The 16,593-nt window shown below is 64.2% G+C and carries 18 protein-coding genes; 14 read left to right on the top strand and 4 right to left on the bottom strand.

Annotation, left to right across the window (positions count from 1 at the left end):
* Window positions 1–105 precede the first annotated feature (105 nt).
* The 4 genes from P2T62_RS06080 to P2T62_RS06065 all read right to left on the bottom strand — a co-directional run bounded on the left by P2T62_RS06080 (window position 106) and on the right by P2T62_RS06065 (window position 4,261).
* Window positions 106–1,533 (bottom strand): amidase, encoded by a 1,428-nt coding sequence (locus P2T62_RS06080; RefSeq protein ID WP_276260593.1) that lies wholly within the window; start codon window positions 1,531–1,533, stop codon window positions 106–108.
* 62 nt (window positions 1,534–1,595) lie between these two features.
* The gene (locus P2T62_RS06075; protein WP_276260592.1) at window positions 1,596–2,945 is read right to left on the bottom strand and encodes a purine-cytosine permease family protein; all 1,350 of its coding nucleotides are present in this window, start codon (window positions 2,943–2,945) and stop codon (window positions 1,596–1,598) included.
* A 445-nt stretch (window positions 2,946–3,390) separates the two neighbouring features.
* A complete protein-coding gene (locus tag P2T62_RS06070; protein WP_276260591.1) occupies window positions 3,391–3,729 on the bottom strand; it encodes an ArsR family transcriptional regulator in 339 nt (112 codons plus the stop codon).
* A 247-nt stretch (window positions 3,730–3,976) separates the two neighbouring features.
* Entirely contained in the window at window positions 3,977–4,261 is a 285-nt protein-coding gene (locus P2T62_RS06065; protein WP_276260590.1) for a hypothetical protein, read from the bottom strand.
* Window positions 4,262–4,699: 438 nt separating this feature from the next.
* Here P2T62_RS06065 and P2T62_RS06060 point away from each other — a divergent pair, with 438 nt between their 5' ends.
* The 14 genes from P2T62_RS06060 to P2T62_RS05995 all read left to right on the top strand — a co-directional run bounded on the left by P2T62_RS06060 (window position 4,700) and on the right by P2T62_RS05995 (window position 16,593).
* Entirely contained in the window at window positions 4,700–6,265 is a 1,566-nt protein-coding gene (locus P2T62_RS06060) for a hypothetical protein (protein ID WP_276260589.1), read from the top strand.
* A gap of 2 nt (window positions 6,266–6,267) precedes the next feature.
* Window positions 6,268–6,729, top strand: a complete 462-nt coding sequence (locus tag P2T62_RS06055) for a hypothetical protein (protein ID WP_276260588.1) — start codon at window positions 6,268–6,270, stop codon at window positions 6,727–6,729.
* Between the two features lie 66 nt (window positions 6,730–6,795).
* Entirely contained in the window at window positions 6,796–7,146 is a 351-nt protein-coding gene (locus P2T62_RS06050) for a hypothetical protein (RefSeq protein ID WP_276260587.1), read from the top strand.
* Window positions 7,139–7,612: a hypothetical protein gene (locus tag P2T62_RS06045; protein WP_276260586.1), complete on the top strand. Its 474-nt coding sequence runs from the start codon at window positions 7,139–7,141 to the stop codon at window positions 7,610–7,612. The genes P2T62_RS06050 and P2T62_RS06045 overlap by 8 nt, the downstream gene beginning before the upstream one ends.
* The gene (locus P2T62_RS06040) at window positions 7,609–7,905 is read left to right on the top strand and encodes a hypothetical protein (RefSeq protein ID WP_276260585.1); all 297 of its coding nucleotides are present in this window, start codon (window positions 7,609–7,611) and stop codon (window positions 7,903–7,905) included. Before P2T62_RS06045 ends, P2T62_RS06040 begins: the two co-directional genes overlap by 4 nt.
* Window positions 7,906–7,978: 73 nt before the next feature.
* Window positions 7,979–8,398: a hypothetical protein gene (locus P2T62_RS06035; RefSeq protein WP_276260584.1), complete on the top strand. Its 420-nt coding sequence runs from the start codon at window positions 7,979–7,981 to the stop codon at window positions 8,396–8,398.
* Window positions 8,388–8,702 carry a hypothetical protein gene (locus P2T62_RS06030; RefSeq protein WP_276260583.1) on the top strand — a complete coding sequence of 105 codons (315 nt, stop codon included), beginning with the start codon at window positions 8,388–8,390 and terminating at the stop codon, window positions 8,700–8,702. The genes P2T62_RS06035 and P2T62_RS06030 overlap by 11 nt, the downstream gene beginning before the upstream one ends.
* Entirely contained in the window at window positions 8,699–9,265 is a 567-nt protein-coding gene (locus tag P2T62_RS06025) for a hypothetical protein (RefSeq protein WP_276260582.1), read from the top strand. Before P2T62_RS06030 ends, P2T62_RS06025 begins: the two co-directional genes overlap by 4 nt.
* Entirely contained in the window at window positions 9,265–9,408 is a 144-nt protein-coding gene (locus P2T62_RS06020) for a hypothetical protein (RefSeq protein WP_276260581.1), read from the top strand. The genes P2T62_RS06025 and P2T62_RS06020 overlap by 1 nt, the downstream gene beginning before the upstream one ends.
* Window positions 9,409–9,410: 2 nt before the next feature.
* Window positions 9,411–11,189 carry a hypothetical protein gene (locus tag P2T62_RS06015; protein ID WP_276260580.1) on the top strand — a complete coding sequence of 593 codons (1,779 nt, stop codon included), beginning with the start codon at window positions 9,411–9,413 and terminating at the stop codon, window positions 11,187–11,189.
* Window positions 11,182–11,901 carry a hypothetical protein gene (locus P2T62_RS06010; protein WP_276260579.1) on the top strand — a complete coding sequence of 240 codons (720 nt, stop codon included), beginning with the start codon at window positions 11,182–11,184 and terminating at the stop codon, window positions 11,899–11,901. Before P2T62_RS06015 ends, P2T62_RS06010 begins: the two co-directional genes overlap by 8 nt.
* A gap of 2 nt (window positions 11,902–11,903) precedes the next feature.
* Window positions 11,904–13,226 carry a hypothetical protein gene (locus tag P2T62_RS06005; RefSeq protein WP_276260578.1) on the top strand — a complete coding sequence of 441 codons (1,323 nt, stop codon included), beginning with the start codon at window positions 11,904–11,906 and terminating at the stop codon, window positions 13,224–13,226.
* Window positions 13,227–13,340: 114 nt separating this feature from the next.
* Window positions 13,341–13,631, top strand: a complete 291-nt coding sequence (locus P2T62_RS06000; RefSeq protein ID WP_276260577.1) for a hypothetical protein — start codon at window positions 13,341–13,343, stop codon at window positions 13,629–13,631.
* Window positions 13,632–13,638: 7 nt separating this feature from the next.
* Window positions 13,639–16,593 (top strand): outer membrane protein assembly factor BamB family protein, encoded by a 2,955-nt coding sequence (locus tag P2T62_RS05995; protein ID WP_276260576.1) that lies wholly within the window; start codon window positions 13,639–13,641, stop codon window positions 16,591–16,593.

The following is a 16,593-nucleotide window of genomic DNA, read 5'->3' as shown; positions in this document are numbered from 1 at the left end:
AGCACGTGCTGCATACAGGGCGCGAATCCCGCAAGCCAGATCTCTTGTAACGTTGATTAGAACCCCGAAAGCTCACATCGACGGGAGTTTCGATTTTGGTTCCGTTTAGTGATCCTGATGGTCTGGTGGGAAGTATTTGTCCTGCCAAGGATTGGCCTGCTGATACGCAGCCGATGCCTCAATCACTGTTTCATCATCCAGATGTCCTCCGACTATCTGAAGGCCAATTGGGAGATTATCGTCTGTCCACCCTGCGGGGATTGTAGCAGCAGGCTGGCCAGTGAGATTGATTGTGAAGGTGAACTGTAACCAATGGAATATCCCAACATCCCGTCCTTCGAGGTCTGGCGGTGTCGGTAGGTCAGCATCGAACGGGGGTGCCGCAAGCGTGGGAGTAAGCAATAAGTCGTATTCCTGCATGAATTCCCGCATTTTCATGTTGACCTGCTGACGGACTTTATATGCTTCAGTGAAGTCCATCGCGGTCCACTCCGTTTCAAGAACGTCCACCAGGACAGGCTCCATTTCCGATTTGTGATCGTGGAGTTCTTTCCTGAGTTCTTTCAGATCGGTGCTATTGGCGACTGTGGCCGTGAACGCCTCCTCGGGATCTGGAAACCCTGGGTCATCCGCTGTCACCGTACAATCGAGTTCGTCCTCGAAGACCTGGGCTGCATTTTCAGTCATCTCCCTCACGACAGGGTCGACGGCTGCATATCCCCAATCCTGGCTATAAGCAATGTCCAGGCCGGAAATATCGGGATCGGTTGAAGCTCCAACATAATCCGTCCCATCATCAGGGAGTGAATGGCGATCCATTTCATACGGGCCTGCAATGACGGAGAGAAGATGTGCCGTGTCTTCGACCGTCCGCCCCATCGGCCCGATATGCTCCACCGACTCCCATGCGTTCGTCCCGGGGAGCGAAGGGTCACGGTGCTCTGGGTAGAGGGGGACTCGCCCGAACGAGGCTTTGATCCCGTGAAGCCCACAAAAACTTGATGGGATCCGGACCGAACCCCCACCGTCCGAGCCAAGGGCAAACGGAACCATCCCCGTCGCCAGGGCGACACCGGAGCCACCGGATGAACCACCGGGGGTCTTACTTTCATCCCAGGGATTGAACGTTTTCCCGAAGATGGCATTATCGGTAATCCCTTGGAAACCGAATTCAGGAACATTGGTCTTCCCGAGGATAATGCCCCCTTCATCACGGATTCTCGTCACCGTAATGCTATCTCGTTCAGGGACAAAGTCTTCGTAGAGAACGGACCCGAATGTTGTCCGCATTCCTTCCACAGGAATGAGATCTTTAATGGCAACCGGAACTCCATGAAGTGCCCCTAGTTCCTCGCCGTTCTGAACGGCTTTTTCAGCGTCACGAGCTGCGGTTTTTGCACCCTCCTCGTCGACAACAGTGAACGCATTCAACGAATCGTCGAGCTCCTCTATCCGCTGGAGTGATGCTTCTAAGGTATCTTGTGGCGAGATTTCCCCGTCTTTCACTGCGTTTACCTGGTCGACGCCGCTCATCTGCCAAATCTCCTCCAGTGTGTGCGTGCTCATTGTTAATGTGGATTGATGTGGTCTGAATATTAATCGTCGTCTGGGATCGGGTCAGCCTGGCCTTCGAGGTGTTGTCGTACCGAATCCTCGCCTGAAATGCTCGCCCTCATCCAGTCCAGGACTGGGTAGAGAATGAACGCCAAGAGTAGCCCTGCTAGCCCAGTCGGAATTACGGGAATATTATTATATACGTAATAGTTCAGCCCAATCGCCAGAATCAGACTAATAATTGCAGGAATATTGAGCCGTTCTTTGCGCACTATGTCGAATGATTGGTACTTCCGAACGATGAAAAATTCACTGAGGATGATTGCCCCAATTGGAGGCACAACAATACCGATTAGGATCAAATAGCCTAACAGATTAGAAATTATACCGGATACGACAGCAATTACAGAGATTAACATGGCGCCCACTGCAGCTGTTCGCCATGTGATCTTCTCGTGTAGATTTGTGTAGCTCATCGTGGCGCCATAATGGCAGGCATCGCAGGTTGAGAAGCAACTGACGAATGCAACTATCACAAGCGGGATAGACGCTAGAAGACCAATCATGCCGAAGTAGAGACTGAGCTCCGGCAATGTCGCTGCCACCAGTGCCCCAAGAACCATCATCCCGGTGTTACAGATGAGGAAGGCGACGACTGTGGCGATGATGGCATTTCTGGTACTTGATGCAAACCGGACAATATCACCCGTCGCAGTTCCGCTAACAGCAAATGTACCCCAGGCCAACCCGACACCCACCATAAATGGAATCTGCTCCCCCGGGGCCGGCTTATTGAGAATACTCGCGCCTGCAGGGAGAACTTTTACCACGAGCATGTATATCCCTGCGATTAGCATTAGCGGAATTACCAGTTTAGTGACGACCTCCTCCAGAGCCTCAATTCCAATAATTGAAGGAATCCCGTAGAGGACGGTGATCCCCACGGCCAAAAGCAACCAAGGGGGGCTCCACGCTGCTCGAATAACGTCTGCGGCGAGCCATGCTTGGTAGGCGTACCAGCCGTTCACCAATAGCCCCATTATTGCGATCGGAATTAGCGCGCCTAAACTCCCGAACGCCTCCTTGACTTGCAGTGGAAAGTTCAATCCGCCTTCGGCAGCTGCGTAGGCAAGCGCACCCGAATACACCACTAAGATGAGGTTCCCTAAAACGATGGCATAAATCGCATCCGGCATTCCTAGCCCGAAATATATTTGTGCACCGATGAAGGCCACAATATACGCGATCGCGAATCCTATCCAAACTGACGTCGGACCCCAAACACCCATTCGCTCCTCCTCTGGGACCGGCTCATCCGACCATTGATCTTTATCTGGATCGTACGCGAAAAATTCTTTTACTGATTTGGTGAGTGTGGTATTGTCTGGCATTGCAAATTTTGCTGCATGGCCAGAGTACTTATACCTAGTCAGATTCTTTCACAATCTATGAAATTGAATGTAGGTTCTTAATCCGTATATTAATCCAATATATAGGTGGCCATGGTTCTAGTCAGGTGAATGGTTCTCTGATGCCTGCTCATGGAAGCAGTATTCAGCCGCCCCACGAGCTCAGAGGAGAGAGGAGATATTTCTGAGAAGCGCTCGATTATCTTCACACTTTAATGGGGTCTATGGAGTGGTGAAATTCGACAATTGCTTTTGTGGGTAGTTGTCGAACCGTTTCGAATGCTACTGTTGGAAATAATCTATCGGGGATAGGATTTCGCTGCCGTGCTGAGTTTACAGCGCGTATCTCGCACGATACCGGTTCGAAAGCTATGGAGCGGAATTACCAAGGACAGACACTGGCTGTATCGCAGGGAGCGAGAGCAGCCTACAACCAGCCCGCGGGGAGTTCGTTCTGGTGGTCCTGAATGAGGCGGAGGAGCGGCGCGATATCGTCCCAGCGGGGGCCAATCCTGATTCGATTCTTATCGCGGTCCCACTCAATGAAGCCGATTTCCTCCGGTTTTGGTAGATGCTTATGCGTCATCGCGGTCTGGAGGAGTTGCCTATCCTCGTCGGGGTCGGCAACGACGTTGAGCGGGTCAGGGTCATCGTCTTCCTGGGGGTTGTGTTGGAGGAGCGCGACGAGCAGCTGACGCCGATACGGGTCCGGGAGCGCCTCGGGCATCTCCCCCCACCGCTCACGCTCTGGGGGGTCGCTGTTCATAGATAATTCTACAATTCCAAACAAAATATAGTGTGTGCAGCGATACTAAACTAGATTGTATGCAAATACTAAAATAATATCAGAATTGAAGATGTAATTGGACAATCTGTATCCAAGCCTAACAACAGTCTCATTTAGATCGGACTGAACCGAACGCAGTCCACGTACTCTATCCATCCTCTATAGCCAGCAAGCGGTTCGTGTGACATACGGGGAAGTTCATCAGAACCATCATAAGAGATCGAGGCTACGGCGCCTCGACGAGCACATCCTCGCCATCGCCCGTCCGCATGAGATACAGCGATTCCTGTAGCTCGGCATCGAGCCACTCGCGGATTCCAGGTGGAAGCGTCACCGCGACCGAGTCCCCACACTCCCCCAGTGTCCGCTCGTAGTCGACCGTGTCCGCGTCGTAGTCGCCCAGATGAAGCGTCGCCCCGCGCTCAGCGTACTTCCCGGCGCCACGGTCGATGCCGATGGTCTCGCCCACCGAGAGCCCGGCATCGGCCACCCACCCAGGGTCCAGCGTCACTCCATGCCGACGTGTTCCGAGACACATCAGTGAACGGATAGAACAGTTCTGCGCTGACATACGATATTCAGAGAGGCCTATCGTAACAAATCCTGCGTCCAGTACGACCGCATGCCGGCGAATAGCGCACAGTATTTGCACAGTATCCGCGAGGGATTCGCACGCCATCCGCGCAGTATAATCCGACAGTTGACATATTTTCCACCACTGGATTGCTGGAAGCCCGCGGCCCTGGGCCGTGGGCGGAGCGCAATCCATGAGCGCAACCCCAGACGGACGGCGAGAGCCCCCGTCGACCTCCTTTTCCGGGGAGGCACGACCCAGTAGTACTGATTCCATGACAGCGCAGGCCGACATCGCCTCGACGCTTGAGGTCGGCGACCTCGCGTCGGTCGACCCCGAGCTCATCGAGGCGGTGTTCGACGTGGAGGAGCGCCGATGAGACGGCTCGTCCAGCAGGGCTTCATCGCGCTGATCGCCATCCTCCTCGCGACCGCGATGGTCGCGCCGGTCGCGATGGCCGACCACGACGAACGCGAGAACGGTGCCCCACCCATCGATACGACCAGCGACGAGAGCCCGCGCGTCTGGGTGGAAGAGACCGACGTGACCATCGCCGAGCATCGCATGGGCGAGCACGGCACCGACCCGCTCGCCTACGAAGCTGATGACGGCAGCAACACCGACCTCCCGGCCGAGGTGAACACCTCGGACGCCGACGCGCCCATCGAGGTGTCGCCGGCGTACATCGACGACCCGGACCTCTACGGCCCCGTCACCGACGACGAGGCCAACGTCGAGGGCCAGTCGTTCGTCGCCGAGGAGGGCGATTGGTCGGTCAGCGGCTCGGCGTCGGCCAAGGGCAGCGTCTCGGAGTGGGGCAGCGCGCCCAACGTCCGCGCGGCGCCGACGCAGCTGGCGACCGACGGCAGCATGACCGCCGGCGACACGGTGCTCTTCAGCTACAGCGACAACGTCTCGCTCGACGACGCCCGCAAGCGCGTCGTCACGATGGCGGGCGAGCTGAACACGCTCGACAGCGGCGCGACCGTCCGCGTCGAGATCGTCGACACGGACGGTGACTACGCGTATGCGACCATCGCCGAGAGCGCGGCCGACGCGGATGAGGAGACCTTCGCGAACGAGACCGGCGCCTTCTACGCGAGCACGCGTGTGGACACGCTGGTCTCAGCCAACGGGGTCCAGGGCACGGGCGACGGGACGCTGTCGGAGATCGACACGGTCCGACTCAACGTCACCGACGCCGACGCTGACCTCGCCCTGACCGGGATGGATGTCTCCGCGAAGGAGACGATGGCCTTCGGCACGGTCGCGTATCAGGCCGACTCGGACGACCGCTACGAGACCGAGACCCGAACGAACGTCGACGGCGGCACCGTCCGCTTCCGCTCACTCGACGGGCTCGCGGACCACTGGGGCGACGCCCACGTCCACGACCTCGTCGTCGGGGCGGGTGACGCGACGGTCAACTACCCGCTCTCGATGGCTGACGGCTCGAACGTCACCATGACCGACGCCGAGGACTACGCCAGCTACTCCGACCGGCTGGAGGGCCAGCCGCTCGCGGTCTGGGACATCCCGGCACCGGTCGACGTGACCCACGGCACGCTCGACCTCGTGGCCGAGCAGCGCCAGCCTGGCAGCCAGTACATCAGCGTCGACTACGCCACCGGCTACGCCGGCAACTACTCCGAGGCATCGACGACCGGCGCCACCAGCCAGTTCAACGGTGCCATCGGTGATCGCGTCGAACTCGCGACGGACATCTCGGCGTCCAGCGACCACGACGCCGCGGTCGGGATGGAGATCGTCTACACGAGCTCCGAGGCTGACGCGGTGTTCCAGGAGGGCGGCACCGTCGCCGGCGGCCCGACAGGGAAGTCCGGCGGGTTCCTGAGCACGACGCTCGGGAAGATCACCGGCCTCATCGGCGCGGCCATCACCGCGCTCGGCCTCGGGAAGATCTTCGGAGGCGGGAGCTGACGATGTCGGCGTCCGGCGCAGGCGGGCCACGGGTCCGGCGGCTGTTCGACCGGGCGAAGAACGCCGGAAGCATCGGCGGCGTCATCTTCCAGGGCCTAAGCGCCATCCTGCTGGCCATCGGCGGCGCGCTGGCGTCGGGCATTCTCACGCTCGCGGACGTCTTCATCAAGCCGATGGCGGCGTTCGCCAGTGGCGCCGCGGGCCTGACCGAGTCCTTCCTGGCATCGTTCGGCATCGTCATCGACTTCGGGGCCATCGGGAGCGCCCGTTCGATCGGCCCCGGCGGCCTGTTCGCGAGTCCGCTCTCACTGCCCATCGCGTTCGGCATCGTCGCGCTGAGCGGCTACGTCATCATCGCGTTCGTGAGCGAGGAAGAGACGACGAACTTCTTCCCGCTGGTGGGGAGCGGCCTGGATATCCCCACACCCGGCGCGGAGGACGCCGAGGAGGCACAGGAGGAGTGACGATGCGTTCGACCACCGCTCGTGCCGACCGGATGATGACGGCCCGCGAACCGGGGGTGGTTGGTCGTGGTTAGGGTCAGCGACTTCCTCAGTGTGGGCCCGAACGGCTTCCAGACGCCCGATTTCGGCCGCATCGCACAGGTCGGCATCGGCGCCACGTTCGGGGCCTTCCTGACTGGCGTGGCCAGCCTGGTGCTGGGTATCTTCGATGTCCCGCTCGCGTTACTGGCCGGCTTCGGCAACTTCCTCGCGAGCGTCGTCAGCCTGCTCGTCGGGCTGCCTGGCGTCCTGGTCCAGGAGGGCTTCCTGGCAGCCTGGATGTTCGTCCTCGAGGCCGGCCCGGCCAGCCTCGTCGTAGCCATCGGCATCGGACTGACGGCCGTGTTCGTTTTCCGCTGGGTGATCAGTCGTGCCTGACGACGACGGTATCACGCTGATTCCCATCGGCCCCGGCCTCGGGACCTCGACGGAAGTCGCGAAGCAGTTCAGCAGCGGCACCGCCCGCTTCCTGCGGCGCTTCGCGAGCAATCCGGCGGCGCTGGTCATCTCGGTGGTTTCGGGCTTCGTCGTGTCCGTGCTCTTCGGGTTCTTCGAGTTCCTCATCGGCGCGGTGCTGTTCCCGTTCGATCTGTTGGTCGGCGGGCTGGCCTGGGTGCAGCGCCAACTCGTGGTCGCGTTCGCGTTCGTCGGGTTCGACCTCCTCGGCGCGCTGCGCGGGCTCCAACAGTCACTGGTCGCCGTGGTCGAGAGCGCGGGCCCGGCCGGACCACTGGTCGCGATGGCGGCGGCGGGCGTGACGCTGTTCGTCCTGTATCGAGTCACCGTGGCCGGGCTGGCGCTGGTCCCGGGCGGCAGCAGCATCATGGCACTTCTCGGACGATGACAGTTCCACAACAAGCGAAAGAGGCCGTCTTCCACCCTATCACGCAGCTCTCGGCGTTCGTGAGCCTGCTGGGTGGGCTAAGCTTCGGCTGGTTCGAGCCGGTCTGGACGCTCATCTCGGCTACGTCCGGGTACTGGTTCCCGGCCATCGCGGTGAGCGCGGGCGAGATCTTCCCGCGAGTCGGGCTGGGCCAGTACGGTGGCCCCGCGCTGCTCGGCGCGGCTATCATCTTCGTCGCAGTGCAGCTGGATCGGCTCAAGGACCGTGCGGAAACCTGGCTCAACGACCGATGAGACACATCACAACTTCACGACCGGAGGCATCGCCGGCCGTTCTGCGCGGCCGAACCAACGGAGGTGGCACCTGATGGCCGAACTCTTCGGCATTCAGGTGACGGACGCGGTGACGCTGCTGATCGTCATCTTTGGCGGCGCCATCCTGGTGCTGGCAGCCCGGTACATCGCGGCGTACCTGAACGCCCCCGAGTCAACGGACGACCGGTTCGAGTGGGCAACCAACCGAACCGCTCGGTGGCTCGGGATGATCGCTGGCGGCGTCATCACGGCTGGTGGCATCGCCATCATCCAGGGCGTCGACATCGTCGCGATGCTCACCCAGTTCATCGGTAGCCATCCGTTCATCGTCTCGAATCTCGCCGGCATCGGGCTCGGGGCCGGCGTGCTCTCGGGGACCATCCGGCTGACCGTCGACCAGTACGTCGGCATTGCGCTGATGGCGGTCGCCGGGACCTTCCTGCTCTCGGAGGTGTACGGCGATGCCTCTTGACCAGCTCCCAGCCGTGGTCGATGGCGCGCGGTACGGCATCGCACTCGTCACAACGGGAGTGCTGCTCCTGTACACCTACCGGCGGGCGGTCGCCGGGAGGGACGAGGACCCCAGCATCGCGCTCTCGTACGGTGGCCGCCAGGGCTACGTCTCCTTCCTCGTGACGGGCGTGGCCGCGGCGGCGTTCGTCGCCGGCGGATGGATACTGTCCCTCTCGCCGGAGATCATGGACCAACCGGCGCTGGCACTCATCCCGCTGGCGCTGGTTGCGGCCATCGGCATCGTGGAGGTGCGTGAGTCGTGACGCACGGCACGCAGTACGCTGGTCTGGCCGTGCCGGCGGCGTTCGAACAGGAGCTTCGTGAGCGGGACTGGGACCGGTCGTGGGGCGCTATCGAGGCGCTCCGCGAGACCGGACACCTCGCTCCGGTCGCGACGTACCTCCTCCTGGCAGCAGTGACCATCTACGCCGGTGCGCTGGGCGTCCGCGGCAACTCACCGGTCGCCGGACTCGCCCTCGCCGTCGGCGGGCTCGTCGGCTTCGGCCTCATGATCGACACGACGCTGTGCAAAGGGACGCCGGCGCACGTCCACGAGTGCCGGCGCTGCCGACGCGCAACGGACCGCTGGCGGGGCCCGACACGAGACGGCCAGTGGATCATGTCCATCCTCGGCCAGCCCTCAGCGGCCGAGGCGACACCAGCAGCGCAGCGGTACGGTCGCTCAGCCCCCGAGCCGTGGACGTGGCCAGAGGAGGCCGACCCCGCGGTACGGGAGGTCTCGGTGACACGGTCGGCGGCAGCCGACCCGCCATCCAGTATCGACGGCACGCAGCCAAGCCCGCCCAACGGGGGTGCTGGCGACTGATGGCGACGTTTATCCAGATCGACACGCGAGCGGCGGTGCTGCTGACCATCGTCGGCGCGGTACTGACGGCGGTCGTCGTGGCACCAGAGGCCGTCGAGTCGCTGGTGTCGGGCCTCATGGCGGCCATCACGGGGGCCTACTGACCGTGCGAGCCCGCGTCGCTGCGGCGCTGGCCGCACTCGCACTCATCGCGTCGGTCGCGCCGGCGGTCGCCGTCGCCGCCCCGCAGGAGGACCGGAACACGTCGACGCCGACCGCGACGCCAGCGACCTCGACCCCAACCGCGAGTCCAGCGTCGACGGCGACGCCGACGCCCGAGACGAACCGGGGCGGGGGCCAATCTGAGTCCGACGGTCCCACCATCGAGGAGCTGTCCCGTGGCGGCCAGCCGGTCGCCGCGGATGCCCAGAGCCTCCGGCTCGCCGACGAGCGGTTCTGGTGGCTGATTGCGTGGCCGGCCGGGAGCGGCGGCGCCCCCGACAACTCGAACTGGAAGTACGTCGGCGCCCAGGGGATGCAGACGGTCAAGAAGAACGAGGTCTACCTCCGGACGTTCGCCCTCGAGTCCGGCTCGGCGGACCTGAAGATCGCCTACTGGGAGCCCAGGACGAAGACCGTCCAACGGGGCAACTCTACGGAGTCGGTCCGGTACGCGGCCAACGTCAGCGCCCACACGCAGACCCTGGAGTACCAGCGCGGCCGGCCGACCATCGAGGTCCCGCTGCAGCGTCACGAGGACCCAGTCCGCGTGACGATGTGGCTGGCCGACAACCCGGAGACGCGGTGGGTCTTCGGCCATCACTCGGTCGCGACCACCCAGTCGGCGGGCATCGACTCGCAGGGCGACTACCTGCGCTCGGTCATCTTCGACTTCGGGTGGCTCCTCCTGGTCGGGCTCATCACGGGCGGGTGGTCCATCCGGAAGGCGATGGCCATCGCCGGCGTCGGTCCGCAGTGGGGGTACACGCCCTGGATTATCGGCTGGTCGGTGTCCACCGGCCTGGCGCTGTTCATCGATTACGCCGGCATCGCGAACTTCGTCGTCGCGAATCCGTGGGCCATCGCGCTCTGGGTGCTGGTGCTGGCGTGGCTCATCATGCTGGAGACGTTCCAGCAGAACGTCCAGCGCGTCCGCTTCGTCCAGCCGAAGGTCGAAGAGGCCACCTCGCCACGCGGCGAGGAGGTCGTCGGCCGTATCGGTGAGCGAGAGACGACGAAGCGCGTCGTCAAGCTCCCGGACGGCGGCTACGCGGTCGTCGGAACGGGCCCGCTCCGGTTCCTGGCCCGGTTGGTCGGCCAGCCCGCGACCTTCCTGAATTACGACGAGCGGGCGGCGATGGTCGAGGTCGACGAGGGCAGCGTCGACGAGAAGATCTACCTCGCCCCCGACGCCGACCAGCTTCTCGATATCGAACCCGAGGGCTTCACGTTCGCCTGGAAGCGCTCGACGGTCCAGACGACCGACGAGGGCGAGACGGTGCTCGACGAGGCCGGCGAGCCAGTCACCGAGCGCGCCTGGAACGTCGACCGTATCCTGGTCTCATGTGTCGGCGCTGCTGCCGTTGGGGCGCTGGCCGGCCTCGCACTGAGCCCGCTCGTCGGTGTCGGGGCGCTCACGACGGCACTACTGGTCGGCATGTTCGGCCCGAAGCATGACGCCCACGCGCGGGCGGACTTCGCGCCGGTCCATCTCGAAAGCGTCCACGCCTCGATGGTGGCCATGCGGCAGGGGACCGAGGACGCGCAGACCTTCGAGGAGATGGAGCAGAAGCTCGGCGAGGCCAGCGTCCAGCCGATCAAGCAGGCGATGAGCCTGATGCGGGGCTACTCGGCCGGCGTCAACGGCGAGATGCATGACGTCTACGAGGAGTTCCAGGACACCGAGCCGGAGACGAGCGACGAGGAGGTGCCGGCCGATGACTGAGAGCCGACGCCCGGCGCTCCGGAAGCTCGCCGCCGACCAGCGCGAGTGTATCGAGCATCTCCATGCGGGCTTCGATACCCGCGAGGACGTGCTCCTGTGGCTCCAGCAGGTCGCCGTGCGGTCGCTGGGCTACCTGCCCGACGACTGGTTCCGGGCGGTGGCACTGCGGCCCGACGTGCTCGAGGATCTCGTCGGCGACGGCGAGGTGGAGCAGTTCCGGCGCGGTCAGTTGGGGGACATGGTGCTCCACCGCGCGTTCCGAACCGCGTTCCACCGGGTTCGGGACCGCGTTCACGAGTACACGGACTCGGAGAAGACCGACGAGAAGGACGGCACGCCGGATCCGGAGCGCCAGAAGTTCATCGCGATGCGGCCCGAGTTGTCGGCGACCGACAGCGCCCAACGCGAGGCGCTGCTGGCGCTGTTCGACGGCTTCGCCGACCGCGAGGCCATCCGGCTGTGGGTGCATGACCTCCAGCCGGCTACCGAGGGCCACCTGCCGGCATCGTTCCTGGAGTACTGCTGCTACACGCCGATGGGGTACGACCCGCTAGTCGCGCCGCCCGATGATGGGCCCGCCCGCACGGCGCGTGAGAATCTCGCCGCGACGGTGCTGCTGCCGGCCATGAACCGCGGCGTCCGCACCCTCCAGGCGGGCGCCGAGGAAACAGTCGAGACCGTGAGCGAGAGCCACGGCCCCCTCTCTACCTGACCATGAGTCACGCACGCACCCAGATCGACAGTACCGGCGGTCCCGACGAGGTTCGCGAGTGGGTCCGCCAGGAGTTCGAGTCGCACGACGATTCGAAGCAAGCCTACTACCACGACAGCGGCGGCACGTTCGGCCTCGACGCACAGGGCAATCGCCACCACGACGGCGAGTCCATCTACCAGCACTTCGGTGCGAAGCCGTTCTGGAAGGTGCTCGAAGGCGCCGAGACGTCGAACCACCCGGCGTACCGCTACCCGTCGGCGTATCTGAACGCACTCATCCACGTCTCGGACGCGGACATCTGGGCACTGGAACGGGGCGACCTGAGCCGGTTCGACCACGAACCGGAGACCCGCCAGCGCGTGATGGAGTGGCTCTCGCGACCGGAGAATCGCGAGGTGCTGGACGCGATGGACGACGGCGGCATCGGCTGGCACGCCCACTCGAAGCCGGGGAAGGGCAAGACGAGCGCGGCGAACTTCCTGGCCGGCGCGCGGATGACGGAGATCAACAACGAGACCGTCCTCTGGCAGCTCACGCTGGACGAGTGCGAGATTCTCCCGCTCGCTCCGTTCACGACGCTCGCGATGCCGGCCGGTGTCGAGGTGACGGTTGAGGCGGTCCCTCGCGACGACCGCCTGCCCAGGGTTGCCATCGAGCCGACGGACGTGTTCCGTGATACGCTGACGTACACGGACCCGGTCGACCTGCTGGAGCAGACCTGTCCGGGCGCCATCTACGGCGTGCTCCCGGATCCGAAGTTCCGGGGGTGTGAGCGCCTCGTCGAAGCCTCGTTCACATCGGCGTGGGAGGCCGAGGACACCGAGGAGAACACGGACCTCGTCGAGTGGATGCACGGGCTCGTCCACGCCCGCGCGAAGAAGGACGTGACGCTGCACCCGACGACGGCGGTCATCGACGAGGCGGGCGACATGCTGCCCATCCGCCCGGAGAACGACGCCAACGACACGAAGACGAAGGTGAAGGGCTTCGCCGAGGCGTTCGGCAAGGCCCGGAAGAAGAACCTCTCCTGTGTCTTCATGTCGCACTCGCTGGCGACGTTCGAGGAGACGGTGCGGGAGAAGGAACGGCTCTGGATGACGATGCCCGAGACGCCCCGCCCCTCGGGTTCGCTGACTGGCCTCCCCGATTCTATCCCCATCTACCCGAACTACAGCTCGGGTCTCAGCAAGGGCGAGGCGGTGATGTGGAACTCGATGAACTTCGTCCCGATCTCGTGGCCGAACCCATACCGAACCTACGGGTTCGAGGGCGAGATCTCCATCTCCTACCCGGAACGCGAGGTGGCGCTCGATGCGCTCTGAGGCCGCGGCCACCCCCGGATTGAACAGCCGAGGCCAGGGCGCCACGTACCAGCTCACTGACAGGGCCCGTACGCGCGCGTGGTTAACCTGGGAGCCCGAGGGGGGTGCTGGTTCGTGGTAGTCGTCGAGCTACTGGAGGCCGCGGTCGGATTCCTGTTCGACCAGTTCGGCATCGGTGGTGTCTCGGTCGGCGCGGTGGCGCTGCTGCTGGCTGGTCTCTGGTACAGCCGCGAACTCTCATCGCTGCTCATCGGTGGCGCGCGGTGGCTCCGCATCGGGAGCGTGGTCGCTGGCGTACTCGCCATCGGGGCGGTGGCGGGCATCGCGACGGGCGCGCTCTCGCTCGATAGCGGAGTGGTCGCACAGCTTCTGGAACTGCTCGGTTCGCTGGCGGGCGGCCTCTGACACAACCATGAGTGACATCCAACACGCGGACGGTAACGGAATCGAACGGGAGCGACTCCGACTCGCGGAGATAGCGGGCCATCTCGGCTCGTGGCTGGCGGTCGTCACGACGCTCGTGATGGTCGGCGCCGCAGCGGCTCGCGAGGTGAACCCAGTCTCCGCGGGCGTGATCGAGCATCTCGGACTCGCGACGTGGGCAGCTGGGACGCCGCTGCTGGTCGCGACGATATTCTGGGCGCTGCGCGTCGCGGCCGCCCGCGACCAGACGCACGGTGACCGCGTGCAGTACTGGCACCTGGGCGCGCTCGTCTCGTCCGCGCTCGCCCTCGACGGGCTCGCGAACGTCTACGCTATCGCGACCGCGGGCCTGCCCGAGACGCTGCGCTGGGCCGTCCTCGTCCAGGAGGCTGGGGCGGTCGCGCTGCTGGCGCTGGTCCTGGTCGTCCGGCCGGACCCGCAGCTGGTCCTCGACGAGCTCGTCTCGGTCGGTCGAGGAGTTACCAGTCGGCTGTCTGCTGTCGAGCGGGAGCAGGCTGCGGCGCTAGGTGCCGTCGCGCTCGTAATGCTCTCGGCCACCGGCACAGTCGCCATTGGGTCCACACCTGTTGCCGCTGACAATACGACCACGGTCGCGCCTGGGAACGTGGAGTGGTCGTACGAGACAGGGAGCAACGTATACTCCTCGCCGACGGTCGCGGACGGGACGGTATACGTCGGGAGCTACGACAACTCGGTCCATGCGCTGGACGCATCGACGGGTAACGAGGAGTGGTCGTACTCGACGGGGGACGACATTCGTTCCTCGCCGACGGTCGCGGACGGGACGGTATACGTCGCGAGCTACGACAACTCGGTCTATGCGCTGGACGCATCGACGGGCAACGAGGAGTGGTCCTACTCGACGGGGAGTTACGTTCGTTCCTCGCCGACGGTCGTGGACGGGACGGTATACGTCGGGAGCAACGACGGCTCGGTCTATGCGCTCGACGCATCGACGGGCAACGAGGAGTGGTCGTATGCAGCGGGGGGCGACTTATACCCCTCGCCGACGGTCGCGGGCGGGACGGTATACGTCGCGGTCGGCGACGGCACAGTCCGTGCGATCGACGCATCGACCGGCACGGAGGAGTGGTCCTACACGACGGGGAGCTACATGCGCTCCTCGCCGACAGTATCCGACGGGACGGTCTATGTCGGGAGCAACGACGGCTCGCTCTACGCGCTCGACGCATCGACGGGCAACGAGGAGTGGTCATACGCGACCGGGAACCTCGTGCGCTCCTCGCCGACGGTCGCGGACGGGACGGTCTATGTCGGGAGTGATGACAACTCGATCTATGCGCTCGACGCATCGACCGGCAACGAGGAGTGGTCGTACTCGACGGGGGGTGACTTTCGTTCCTCGCCGACGGTCGCGGGCGGGACGGTCTATATCGGGAGCAACGACAACTCGATCTATGCGCTCGACGCATCGACGGGCAACGAGAAGTGGTCCTACTCGACTGGGAGCACCGTATACTCCTCGCCGACGGTCGCGGGCGGGACGGTCTATGTCGGGAGTGTGGACAACTCGGTCTATGCGCTAGACACAGACCATACCAAGGACTCGTCGGGGACGCGGGCGATGCTCCGGACGCTGGGGCACCCGGGCAGCGCAACTGGCAGTCTCGGTGTAGAGGTTTCCGGCACAATCTCGGCCGACGGCTCCGGCATTAATGATGCGACCGTCGAGTTGCGACAATCTGGTTCGGTGGTCAAAGCTACCACGGCGACAAGCGACGGGAGTTATAGCTTCTCTGCCGTCTCGGACGGCGAGTACACGGTCCAGGCGAGCGCCGACGGCTACCAGAACGCCTCGAAATCCATCACCGTCAGCGGCTCCCCGCGAACTGTTGACCTGACACTCTTCGAGAGCGGGACGTTCGTCCGCGAGTTCCAGCTCGACGAGGCCGCCAAGCAGACCTACCCACCCTCGATGTCGGAGCTGACGGTCTACCGCTTCGACCGCGCCATCGAGTTCCCGCTGCCGGGTGGCACGACGTTCACGGCCGGCCCCGGCGACTGGAACGAGATTGCCCAGAAGGACATCAACGCCTACGGCAAAGCGAGCGTCCGGCTCGCGAACGGCGACCCGTACCGCGTCGAGGTCGTCGCGACCAGCGGCGGCCGGTCGACACGGTGGGAGTCGCTGGGCTGGCGCGCGAACAAGTCGGCGCCGGACCCCTACCTGATCAGCGTCGGCGACCAGGGCGGCACGGCCACGCCGACCGCGACCGGCACGGCGACCTCGCCGACTGCCACGCCCATCGCGACCGATGGCGGGACCAGCGGCGGGAGCGTCTCCGGGCCCGATGGACTCAACCCACCATGTGACCCCTTCGACCGGGACAACGACGGGGACCTCCAGTCCTGCCCTGACGGCGACAGTGACGATGGGCCCGGCCCGACAGTGACGTACACCGCATCGGACGGCTTTGGCCCGCGCATCGCCGGCGAGTGTGTCCTCACGGATGGCACGACCGGGCTCCTCATCGAGTACTGGGACCCGTCCTACGAGACGACGAGCCTCACGTTCAACGTCTCGCACGGGGACAGCTCGTACAGCGGCGACCGGCAGTTCGACACGGCCGCCGGCTACGCGACGTGGTGTGTGGCCGACGCCGTGACCGGGAACGCTTCGGAGGCGGCCGACGGCGCGCTCACGGGCAACTACACGGCCAACGGCACGACGTTCAACTACACCGAGTCGCTCCAGCAGTCGTCGCTGCTGGGCGGGCCGCTCGGCGGCCGTGGCGGCGGCGTCGGCACGGGCGGTGCGACGCCCGGGCAGCAGGTCGTCGGCATCGGCCTGTCCGCTGGCGTGGGCTACCTGCTCGTCCGCCGGTTCACCGACTTCCGCATCAGTTCGGCCCTCTCGGGGGCGGTTTCGCGCGCCCAGTCGCTCGTGGGTGGTGGGTCCTGA

It is taken from the genome of Haloglomus litoreum (genome assembly GCF_029338515.1).
GTDB lineage: Archaea > Halobacteriota > Halobacteria > Halobacteriales > Haloarculaceae > Haloglomus > Haloglomus litoreum.
This window is presented reverse-complemented; position numbering and strand designations above follow the sequence as displayed.

Coding starts and splice junctions, on each gene's coding strand:
- P2T62_RS06080 (WP_276260593.1), bottom strand. CDS start 1,533: ATGAGCGGCGTCGACCAGGTAAACGCAGTGAAAGACGGGGAAATCTCG.
- P2T62_RS06075 (WP_276260592.1), bottom strand. CDS start 2,945: ATGCCAGACAATACCACACTCACCAAATCAGTAAAAGAATTTTTCGCG.
- P2T62_RS06070 (WP_276260591.1), bottom strand. CDS start 3,729: ATGAACAGCGACCCCCCAGAGCGTGAGCGGTGGGGGGAGATGCCCGAG.
- P2T62_RS06060 (WP_276260589.1), top strand. CDS start 4,700: ATGAGACGGCTCGTCCAGCAGGGCTTCATCGCGCTGATCGCCATCCTC.
- P2T62_RS06055 (WP_276260588.1), top strand. CDS start 6,268: ATGTCGGCGTCCGGCGCAGGCGGGCCACGGGTCCGGCGGCTGTTCGAC.
- P2T62_RS06040 (WP_276260585.1), top strand. CDS start 7,609: ATGACAGTTCCACAACAAGCGAAAGAGGCCGTCTTCCACCCTATCACG.
- P2T62_RS06035 (WP_276260584.1), top strand. CDS start 7,979: ATGGCCGAACTCTTCGGCATTCAGGTGACGGACGCGGTGACGCTGCTG.
- P2T62_RS06030 (WP_276260583.1), top strand. CDS start 8,388: ATGCCTCTTGACCAGCTCCCAGCCGTGGTCGATGGCGCGCGGTACGGC.
- P2T62_RS06020 (WP_276260581.1), top strand. CDS start 9,265: ATGGCGACGTTTATCCAGATCGACACGCGAGCGGCGGTGCTGCTGACC.
- P2T62_RS06010 (WP_276260579.1), top strand. CDS start 11,182: ATGACTGAGAGCCGACGCCCGGCGCTCCGGAAGCTCGCCGCCGACCAG.
- P2T62_RS06005 (WP_276260578.1), top strand. CDS start 11,904: ATGAGTCACGCACGCACCCAGATCGACAGTACCGGCGGTCCCGACGAG.
- P2T62_RS05995 (WP_276260576.1), top strand. CDS start 13,639: ATGAGTGACATCCAACACGCGGACGGTAACGGAATCGAACGGGAGCGA.